The following is a 10,328-nucleotide window of genomic DNA, read 5'->3' as shown; positions in this document are numbered from 1 at the left end:
TGAAAACCTTCAAAATTCTTGCTGAGCGATATCGCAATCGAGGCAAAAGACTAGCATTGAGATTCAATCTAATTGCTGGAATTTATAACTTAGAGCTGAGTGAAAAATGACTTATGAAAGAAATCTAATAGATAACAGCTTTTTTTGCATGACATTTATAAAAGCTTAGTTCTTGGGATTTTGCCCTCAAATCTTCTGCAAGTTGTTGAGTCACGATTTGTTCAATATGCTGAGCATTTAATTTTGGCTTGATATATGCAGCTTCAGTAATCTGCCCAATAGTTTTACGTTGTATTAATTCGAGATCTAAATAATTTTGAATAATTTCATCTTTTTCAGAATATTCACGACAAATTGAAATCACAATACGACCGGTTTGGATTGATTCGGATAACATCGTTGCACTATCTTCAGTAACAAAAATATATTCACTTCGCTTTAACACATCGCAAATAGAAGTTTTAGAATAAGTATTCACAAGCTCAATATTTTTATCTTTTAACATTTGAATCACATGTTCTGATAACGCAGGTGTTCTACGAGAACATACGACTGACGCCTGAATTTGATGGTGATCTGCGAATTGAACAAATTGCTGAATCATCTCTTCAAAGTCTTGATGGGTAAAAGGGTACTCTTTTGTCGGTCCACCAATTAACAGGCATGCTTCATGATTCGACGGAATATGCGCTAAGCGAGTAATTTTAGAAGGTACAGCACCTGTAGGAATAATGATTTGTCTACCAGAATGATCTTCTGGAATCGTCGTAATAGTCCAATCAATAAGTCGCCAATTAAATTTACGTGTACCGCCTGCATAAATAAGTGGGATATTGAAACGTTGAGATAAATAAGCGGCATAAATTAAATTAGGCATACCTGAGCAGACGATAACGTCGGTATGCTCTAAATTTCTTGGCAAGAATTTAAAGTATAAGCGCCCGAGTGTGCGAAATAAATTCGGGAAATGAGACAGTTTCTTAAAAACGCTCACTGTACGCTTAGGTAAAGTAGGAATTGCAAACTGCTCAGATTGTAGATAAAAGCGCTTCTCAATCATTTCACTAACAGCGAGAGCAGGATTTAAATGTCCAATTCGGTTGTCATGAATAATTAATACTTTGCTTCTATTGTGTGTAGATGTGCTGCTCATTTTTGAAGTTCAAATAATCAACGTTTATATTATTATAACTTATTATAGTGTCGAAATATGAAAATAATCTTAAATAATTGTTAGGTTTATAAAAAAATGTAAAGGCCTACGTAGATTGTAGGCCATTTTTGAAGCTTTTTATCAACGTCCGTTACGACCGCGGCCACGAGGGGCTTTAGTATTCGGACGAGTTGTACCATTGGTACGGCGTTTTGGTTTTTCGCTCTCATCCATTTGCCAGATACGTTTTGTACCAGACTTTTTCACTGAGCCATCTTTATTCTTACGAACCATTGGCTTACCACCTGTACCGCCTGGTTTTTTCACATAAGAGCGCGAACGGTAAGGTTCTTCTGCAGGTACGTTTTGAAAGTCAGGGTACAGTAAAGGCTCAATTTCTTTGGTTTCACCTGGTTCTAAAGCCAATTGAACTAAATCGATTGCACCAATACGTGTACGAATTAAACGTAAAGTCGGGAAACCCACTGCTGAAGTCATACGACGAACTTGGCGGTTACGGCCTTCACAAATTTGGATTTCAACCCAAGAGGTTGGAATGTTTGCACGGAAACGTACAGGAGGATCACGTTCCCATAACCATTCAGGTTGTTGAACTTTGATGGCCTTGGCTGGCAAAGTCATACCGTCTTTCAGCTCAACGCCTTTACGCAATTGTTCAAGCGCATCTTCTGTGATGTCACCATCGACTTGCACTAAGTAGGTTTTGAACTTTTTATTTTCAGGGTTGGTAATGTACTGATTTAAACCACCATGATCAGTTAAAAATACCAAACCTTCAGAGTCCATATCTAAACGACCTGCAATACGTAGACTAGGATCATCCACGAAGTCAGATATGGTCATATGCGCTTCGTCTTTACGGAATTGGGAGAGCACGTCATATGGCTTGTTTAAGATGACGATTTTCATAGGAAATAACTTCTATTAAATACAATAATTCAAATTGGTTAAGATTTATTCAATAGGGAAATGCAGCTATTTCCCATCTAAATCTCAAAAAAGGTAGATTTGCTTTAGAGTATTATGCGTGAAGCGCAATTAAAAGTCTTATCAAACAGCAATTATTTTTTCACTCGCTTCTCAGGGAGGATCATAAAAATGGGTTATCAGAAGATCGTCGTTCCAGTGGATGGGACAAAAATTACAGTAAATTCAGACTTATCATTCAATGTTCCCAATAATCCAATTATTCCGTTTATTGAAGGCGATGGTATAGGTGTTGATATCACGCCCGTGATGAAAACCGTGGTGAATGCCGCAGTACAAAAAGCTTATGGTGGAAAACGTGCCATAGAATGGATGGAAGTCTATTGTGGTGAAAAAGCCAATAAAATTTATGGCACCTATATGCCCGAAGAAACCTTTGAGGCTTTACGCGAATTTGTGGTTTCAATTAAAGGGCCGTTAACGACGCCTGTCGGTGGTGGCATTCGTTCGCTAAATGTTGCACTACGTCAAGAATTAGATCTCTACGTCTGTGTGCGCCCAGTACGTTGGTTTAAGGGCGTTCCTTCACCTGTTCAGCATCCTGAACGTACAGACATGGTGATCTTCCGAGAGAACTCAGAAGATATTTACGCAGGGATCGAATGGAAAGCAGATTCGCCTGAAGCCAAGAAAATGATCAAATTTCTTAAAGAGGAAATGGGCGTCACTAAGATTCGCTTTGAGGAAAATTGCGGTATCGGGATTAAGCCTGTATCTAAAGAAGGTTCTCAGCGTTTGGTACGTAAAGCTATTCAATTCGCCATTGATAATGATAAGCCGAATGTCACTTTGGTGCACAAAGGTAATATCATGAAATATACCGAAGGGGCGTTTAAAGAGTGGGGTTATGAAGTCGCACTTGAGCGCTTTGGTGGTGAATTGCTAGATGGTGGTCCTTGGGTCAAAATAAAAAATCCAAAAACGGGCAAAGAAATCGTGATTAAAGATGCGATCGCGGACGCTTTTTTACAGCAGATTCTTATGCGTCCGACCGATTATTCAGTCATTGCTACCCTAAATTTAAACGGTGACTATATTTCAGATGCTTTGGCGGCTGAAGTTGGCGGCATTGGTATTGCACCGGGTGCCAATATTGGTGGCGCGGTACAAGTTTATGAAGCGACACATGGCACTGCACCTAAATATGCGGGTCAAGACAAAGTAAACCCTGGGTCTATTATTCTGTCTGCAGAAATGATGCTGCGAAATATGGGCTGGACTGAAGCGGCAGATCTAATTATTAAAGGGATCGCAGGTGCCATTGAAGCCAAAACGGTGACCTATGATTTTGAACGACTCATGCAAGGTGCAAAACTATTACGTTGTTCGGAGTTTGGACAAGCCATCATTGAGCATATGGACTAAGTTTATTTGCTAATCTAGGTGTAAAAAAGCTAGATGTATAAAAAGGACTGAATGATTCAGTCCTTTTTTAGGACTAAACTTTAATAACATAGAATCATAGCTTCTCAATACCATTAAAAAACGAGATAAAAAGATGACTTTACGCAGTCATTCAGATGGTCTGGCATGCTTGTCATGTTACTAAAAGTTTAAAACCACACTATTCGAGTGAACTTAAGTAATGCAGAAAATAGAGGGGGGATTGATTTCAAATTAATTATTCTCCAGAAATTTTACAATGACGTAATTCGAAACATTTATCGGCTTTGATCCTTGAAAATTAGCGGTACATTGGTTGTTGTCCTTTAGTAGAAGTACACCTAGTGGAAATACATTGCGATACTTGTTATGAAAAGGAGAAATGAAATGTCTCGTAAACAGCATCAACAAAACCAACAATCTGATCAACAACAGCAGCAAAATGATCAGCAACAGCAACAGCAACAGCAACAGCAACAGCAACAGCAACAGCAGCAACAAGACCAACAAAAGAAACAGAAACAACAGCCGCATCAACGAAATCAGCGTCAACAACATCATTAATATACTAAAGACTTTGTAAGTCAAAGTTCATTTGGTCTAACGATTTTTTAATTGAACGAAATTTAAGTTTTATACGTAGACGAGAAAGAGATGAATTTGTCTAAGAAAACCAAATCACTTAAAAAGGAAATTAAAGCGAGGTTGAACAAAATTTCAAAGCATAATTCTGCTCTGAAAAAATTAAAGAAAAAGCTGAAAAAAGCTTAGTCCGTCCACTATCTATCAAAAAAGAAAAGACCTATTCATGTAGGTCTTTTCTTTATGTGGGGGATTGAGTTGAATGTCTTGTAACATGTCTATATGAGATTTTTGCTCAATTTTGCTGTGCGAGTGAACCAAAAGAGCTGTAGTGTTCCAATGCAGAGTACACAGGTTGCCAAAATAAATTGTTGTGAATAATCAATACCAATTCTCTGTAAGAAGCTAAAGCTTAAACCACCGATCAATTGAATAGATGCAAAGCACAGGGTTGCTATACTCCAGAGCTTTTTATAGGCGCTACCATAGATTTGCAAAATGGTATACGAGGTGAGAAAAACCACTGCCGGATTGAGCAAGCCTGTAGCAAAAGAAGATAAAAAAGTAAACAGTGGATGGATATTAATAATTGCTATAAAAATCGCGAAGACATAGCTGCTATATAAAATTTTAAGAGCGCTAATATTCCCCAGTTTTTGTGCCAAGCAGTAAGCAGCAAAGGCTCCTAAAGCACTTCCTAGACCATATAAAATCCAATTGAAATTGATCCCGATCGGGCTCAGGTGTAGGGTGTGAGTTAAATAGTCAATCCAAAATAATGAATGGGGCACGTAAGCAAATGCACTGGTGCTATACACAATTAAGAGACAATAGAAAATTCCATCGACTTTATGTTCTACTGCAGGAATCGCGGTGAGTGTTGTGAGCTGTAATTTAAAACTCTTCAAAAGCACGCTGAGTAACATACAAATCAGGCTTGAAAAAGAAAACAAAATCAACCAAGCCCACATTGTCGAAATATCTTGGATGTAAGGCAAAAATAGCGTTGCCATTAACACCCCTAAGCCAATACCACTGAAACCAATAAAGTTGATTTTAAAGCGGTCTTGAAGCTGTGAACATTGGGCCACGACACTTGGGGAGAGGATCATTAGTAAGCCGCCGCTGATCCCTGAAATAACGCGCCAAGTGCTATACCAAAGTTCTGAAAAACCTGAAAATGCACAACTGAGCAAACTGAGTGTCCCTGCAATAGCTGCGAGTTGGATATAATTCACCATGCTTTTATTTTGGGGTAATTTCATGGCCCAAAATGCACCGATCAAGTAGCCGAGCAAATTGGCACTGCCTAAGATGCTGGCAAAACTTGGGCTCCAACCAAATGCTTCACGGGTTGAAGGGAGGAGTGCGGTATAGGAAAAACGTAATATCCCGATGCCTAGGCACATGCTTAGACAGAGAAATAGGCTCAGTTTAATTTTGTTAGAGAACATCCTGTACTCATGTATTTTTATGATTGGTTAAAAAATAACATGAATAGGCTATAGAAAAATCAACAGATCTTAAAGTTTTGACTAAGGTCTAAGCTCAAAATAAATTATTAAAAACTTAACTATTCAAAAAGATAGCTGTGGTGTGAGTACAGTAAGAAGTCAAATTTAAAGATACAGTAATAAAAAACCGTACACGTCGTACGGTTTTTTATTTTTAAAGCACTTATGAATTAACGCATTTTCGCCAAGAAACGACCTAAACGAGTGAGTGCTTCACGTAGTTCATTTTCAGCAGGCAAGAACACCACACGGAAATGATCAGGTGTCGGCCAGTTAAAACCTGTACCTTGAACCAAAAGCACTTTTTCAGCACGGAGGAAATCTAACATGAATTTCTCATCGTCTTGGATTGGGTAAATTTCAGGATCCAATTTAGGGAAGCAGTACATTGCACCCTCTGGTTTCACACAAGATACACCTGGAATATCATTCAACATTTCCCAAGCAATGTTACGTTGTTCATATAAACGGCCGCCCGGACGGATGAGATCATTAATTGATTGATAACCGCCTAAAGCTGTTTGAATCGCATATTGCGCTTGGTGGTTGGCACACAGACGCATCGACGCCAACATGTCTAAACCTTCAATGTAGTCGAGCGCACGTGATTTATCGCCTGTAATTGCCATCCAGCCCGAACGGTAACCTGCAATTCGGTATGCTTTCGATAAGCCATTGAAAGAAATACACAACTGATCACCTGCCAATGACGCAACAGAAACATGTTCAATACCGTCATAAACGATCTTGTCGTAAATTTCATCAGCAAACAAAATTAAGTCGTATTTCTTCGCAAGAGCCACAATTTGCTCAAGCACATGACGTGGGTAAACCGCACCTGTTGGGTTGTTCGGATTAATCACCACGATACCGCGAGTATTCGGGGTGATTTTACTTTCCATGTCGGCAATATCTGGATACCAGAAATTTTCTTCATCACATTTATAGTGAATAGCAGTACCGCCAGAAAGGTTAACTGCCGCTGTCCAAAGCGGATAATCCGGCATAGGCACTAGCATTTCGTCGCCATCATCAAGCAAGCCTTGCATTGCCATCACAATCAGTTCAGATACGCCATTTCCGACATACACGTCATTCACGTGCATGTTTAAGATGCCTTTTTGTTGATAATACTGACAAATCGCTTTACGCGCAGGGAAGATGCCTTTTGAGTCGGTATAACCGATTGCATTTGGCAAGTTGAGTGCCACGTCGTTAATAATTTCTTGAGGTGCTTCAAAACCAAAAGGAGCAGGGTTACCAATATTTAATTTAATAATTTTATGGCCAGCCTCTTCCATCTCATTGGCCGCTCGTAACACAGGTCCGCGAATGTCGTAGCAAACATGCTCGAGCTTAGACGATTTCTTAATTTCGCGGGGGGTGTTAAACGTATTCGGCATTTTTATATTCTCGGAAAGAGTGGAGGTCACTTTTGCATAACGGTATAAATAGCTTTTAAATGTCTCGGTCGTTACTAAATCGAGATGATGTTCGTCTCTGAGTAAAGCAACTATTTTTTCATGCGTAAACCCTGCCTGTTGATATTGTTTGATCACGGGCAGCAGATTTTTAAAAATTACGCTCTTTTTCTGCGACATTTTTTAATCCTGAGCAAGAGTAGGGCTAAGATTATCACTAAAGTTGCTCACAAAAAAGCATTTAATTTGGTATTTTGCTTACCATGATTTTATATTTGCTTACCTTTTGCTTTTTTGGTCATTATATAGATTTTGTAAATTGTTGAATAAAGACTAGAAATTTAAGAATGAATGACGTAAATATAGGATTATCCTATTTTAAATACCACGATATAAAGGGACGTCATCATGGGAAAACTCAATAAAACAGAAAGAGAATGGCAAAGAGAATTGTCACCAGAAGAGTTTCGCATAACGCGTCAGAAAGGCACGGAGCAAGCTTTCACTGGAAAATATTGGAATACGAAACAAGCTGGCACGTATGTATGTCGTTGTTGCGGGGAACCGCTTTTTTCTTCTGAAACAAAATACGATAGCGGTTGTGGTTGGCCGAGCTTTTATAAGCCAATTGAACCTGCTGCGGTGGAAGAAAATGTAGATACGACACACGGTATGGTCAGAACAGAAATTGTTTGTCATCATTGTGACGCTCACTTAGGGCATGTTTTTGCTGATGGCCCACAGCCGACTGGATTACGTTATTGTATTAATTCGGCATCCTTAGAATTAGAAACAAAAGAAAAAAATGATGAGGAAACTTATCCATGACCACCATTCACCAGTTTGAAGCAGAATTACTGGACGGAAGTAATAAATCCTTTGCAGATTATGAAGGCAAGGTTTTATTAATTGTAAATACAGCCAGCAAATGTGGGTTTACTCCGCAATTTGCAGGTTTGGAGAAAATTTACGAACAATATAAAGATCAAGGTTTGGAAGTTTTAGGCTTTCCATGCAACCAATTTGGCGGACAAGATCCGGGTTCGAATGATCAAATTGGCGCGTTTTGTCAAAAAAACTATGGCGTATCTTTCCCGATGTTTGCCAAAGTGAATGTAAAAGGCCCTGAAGCGCATGTGATTTTCCGTTACTTAACCAATAACTCGAAAGGCGTATTGGGAAATGGCATTAAGTGGAATTTTACGAAGTTTTTAATTGGGAAAAATGGTCAGGTCTTGAACCGCTATGCACCCACGACCAAGCCTGAAACATTGAATGAAGACATTGAAAAAGCTTTGGCTCAGTCAAAATAAAGTGAATTATTGGCGGAACTGAGGTTGATATAAAGGCGCGAAAGCGTCTTTATTTTTTTTGGATGTTTTATACTGACGGCTCTTTATTTGAAGGTCATAACATTGTTTAAGCAGATGGTTAAACGTCGAATTTGTGTTTTAACGGTTTTTTTACCCGTTTGTTTGAGTACAGCGTGGGCAGATAGCAATTTGAACGCTTCTGAATCTGCAAAAACGTCTGTTGATGCCAGCAATCTAGACCGCACGACAGATGCTCGGGTCAACACATTATTGAAATTATTAAAAACACCTGTTGAAGAATATCAACCTACACGTGTTGCTGATGTAATTGATCCACATGTAAAACCGAAAATCTATGAAGTCTCTTGGGTAAATGCACCGCAATATGTGCTGTCTACGTCTGAGAAGAAAGCGTATAAGCATCCTGTCAAACTACAGCTCACCGTGATTGCTGCAACAGGCTACATTGGTAGTTCAAAACTCATCGCAAGTTCAGGCTCTAAAAGCTTTGATCAAAAAGTACAAAAATCCCTATTGGTTGCGCGACTTGAACCTATTCCGATGGTTGATAAAAATCTCAGTTATACCGTTGAGCATGAATTTGCTATTGATCCACCTCAATAAGCCTATAGCAGAAGGCACATGTTAATTATCGTTCTAAGCTCCCCGAATGATCTGTAATTTTCGGGTTTCCATCTGATAGATGAAGTTTGGAGATTAGTTTCATGAGTGGCAATTAAATTACTTAATCCTTGTGTATTTGATGAATGAAATCGCTCTTCGGCAATCAGGTGAGTGTAATTCGTTAAGTTGAGCTTAATAAAAAATTACAATTAAAAAATAAAAAGTAATAAATAAAAAGCATCGAAAAAGATGAAATGAAAGAATAAATGCTAATCATTATCATTTATTATGTGGGCGTATTTTCTAGGATCATTCTCCCAATGTTAAAAATGAAGCAGCTCTGTGTGATGATGGCGTGTGCTACACAAGGGTTCACATATGTTTATGCGAATGAAATCGCTGAAAAGGAACATCCCGCTGCCAATATCGATACTACTGAAGTTCAAACGCTAGAAGCCATTAATGTGGTCGTCAGTGCGGATGCTTCTGCAAATGGTTTAATGAAGCCTTATGCAGGGGGGCAAGTCGCCACAGGTGGTAAAGTGGGTATTTTTGGTAATCAGAAAAATTTAGAAACACCATTTAATATCACCAGTTATACCCAGCAATATATTCAAGACCGCCAAGCGAAAAGCGTCGGGGATGTGCTACAAGCAGATGCGGGTGTGCGTACGGCCAAAGGTTATGGGAACTTTCAAGAAGCCTATTTTATTCGTGGTTTTACATTGGCATCTGATGATACTGCATATAACGGCCTGTATGGCATATTGCCACGCCAATATATTCCAACAGAACTGTTTGAGCGGGTAGAAGTCTTTAAAGGCGCTTCGGCATTTTTAAATGGTGCAATCCCAGGTGGAACAGGAATTGGTGGTTCAATTAACTTACTTCCGAAACGTGCCAGTAATGATCCATTAACACGTGTGACGGTGGGTACAAACTTCAATGGTGCCTATGTGGCATCGGATGTATCATGTCGCTTTGGGACAGATGATCAATTTGGAGTGCGGGTCAATACCGCTTACCATGATGGAGGAACCGAGATTGACCAAGAAAAGAAAACGCTTGGATTGGCTTTGATTGCTGCGGATTACAAAGGAGATCGTCTCCGCCTATCTGGTGATTTGGGATATAACAATAACCGCCTTTCAGAAAATCGACCAAGTTTACGTTTAACCAATGCGGTTACACAGCTTCCGAGTGCTGCTTGTATCTTGATTGATATAGTGATTAGCTACCACTATACGCAAATTGTAGAGTTTGGAGTGCTGCTAAAATCTTAAATTTGAACCTGAGATAAAACCTACAATTTGCCCTTATCCCTCATACA

Annotated in this window: 9 protein-coding genes and 2 pseudogenes; 7 read left to right on the top strand and 4 right to left on the bottom strand. The window is 39.2% G+C overall.

What is annotated here, in order from left to right; translation table 11 throughout:
- Positions 1-110: pseudogene (locus tag FTT98_RS16435) on the top strand (IS5/IS1182 family transposase); the annotation flags it as partial.
- A 14-nt stretch (positions 111-124) separates the two neighbouring features.
- Here the strand turns inward: FTT98_RS16435 and FTT98_RS16430 are convergent.
- Positions 125-1,153, bottom strand: a complete 1,029-nt coding sequence (locus FTT98_RS16430) for an ELM1/GtrOC1 family putative glycosyltransferase (RefSeq protein WP_180165339.1) — start codon at positions 1,151-1,153, stop codon at positions 125-127.
- A 141-nt stretch (positions 1,154-1,294) separates the two neighbouring features.
- The gene (locus tag FTT98_RS16425; protein ID WP_180042117.1) at positions 1,295-2,083 is read right to left on the bottom strand and encodes an rRNA large subunit pseudouridine synthase E; all 789 of its coding nucleotides are present in this window, start codon (positions 2,081-2,083) and stop codon (positions 1,295-1,297) included.
- A gap of 189 nt (positions 2,084-2,272) precedes the next feature.
- On the opposite strand from FTT98_RS16425, the gene icd reads away from it, so the two are divergent.
- The gene (gene icd, locus FTT98_RS16420) at positions 2,273-3,526 is read left to right on the top strand and encodes an NADP-dependent isocitrate dehydrogenase (RefSeq protein ID WP_180004095.1); all 1,254 of its coding nucleotides are present in this window, start codon (positions 2,273-2,275) and stop codon (positions 3,524-3,526) included.
- Positions 3,527-3,931: 405 nt separating this feature from the next.
- Positions 3,932-4,108, top strand: a complete 177-nt coding sequence (locus FTT98_RS16415) for a hypothetical protein (RefSeq protein WP_180177580.1) — start codon at positions 3,932-3,934, stop codon at positions 4,106-4,108.
- 296 nt (positions 4,109-4,404) lie between these two features.
- Here the strand turns inward: FTT98_RS16415 and FTT98_RS16410 are convergent, their stop codons facing one another.
- The gene (locus FTT98_RS16410; RefSeq protein WP_180042113.1) at positions 4,405-5,580 is read right to left on the bottom strand and encodes a YbfB/YjiJ family MFS transporter; all 1,176 of its coding nucleotides are present in this window, start codon (positions 5,578-5,580) and stop codon (positions 4,405-4,407) included.
- 230 nt (positions 5,581-5,810) lie between these two features.
- On the bottom strand, positions 5,811-7,241 hold the full coding sequence (locus FTT98_RS16405) for a pyridoxal phosphate-dependent aminotransferase (protein WP_078189059.1): 1,431 nt from the start codon (positions 7,239-7,241) through the stop codon (positions 5,811-5,813).
- Between the two features lie 228 nt (positions 7,242-7,469).
- Here FTT98_RS16405 and msrB point away from each other — a divergent pair, with 228 nt between their 5' ends.
- The 4 genes and pseudogenes from msrB to FTT98_RS16385 form a co-directional block, all read left to right on the top strand.
- Positions 7,470-7,889 (top strand): peptide-methionine (R)-S-oxide reductase MsrB, encoded by a 420-nt coding sequence (gene msrB / locus FTT98_RS16400; RefSeq protein ID WP_078189058.1) that lies wholly within the window; start codon positions 7,470-7,472, stop codon positions 7,887-7,889.
- A complete protein-coding gene (locus FTT98_RS16395) occupies positions 7,886-8,374 on the top strand; it encodes a glutathione peroxidase (protein ID WP_078189057.1) in 489 nt (162 codons plus the stop codon). Before msrB ends, FTT98_RS16395 begins: the two co-directional genes overlap by 4 nt.
- Positions 8,375-8,488: 114 nt before the next feature.
- Entirely contained in the window at positions 8,489-8,998 is a 510-nt protein-coding gene (locus FTT98_RS16390; protein ID WP_180056012.1) for an energy transducer TonB, read from the top strand.
- Positions 8,999-9,318: 320 nt separating this feature from the next.
- A pseudogene (locus tag FTT98_RS16385) lies at positions 9,319-10,203 on the top strand (TonB-dependent receptor plug domain-containing protein); the annotation flags it as partial.
- Between the last annotated feature and the right edge of the window lie 125 nt (positions 10,204-10,328).

The sequence above is a fragment of the Acinetobacter sp. YH12039 genome (genome assembly GCF_013420015.1).
GTDB lineage: Bacteria > Pseudomonadota > Gammaproteobacteria > Pseudomonadales > Moraxellaceae > Acinetobacter > Acinetobacter amyesii.
This window is presented reverse-complemented; position numbering and strand designations above follow the sequence as displayed.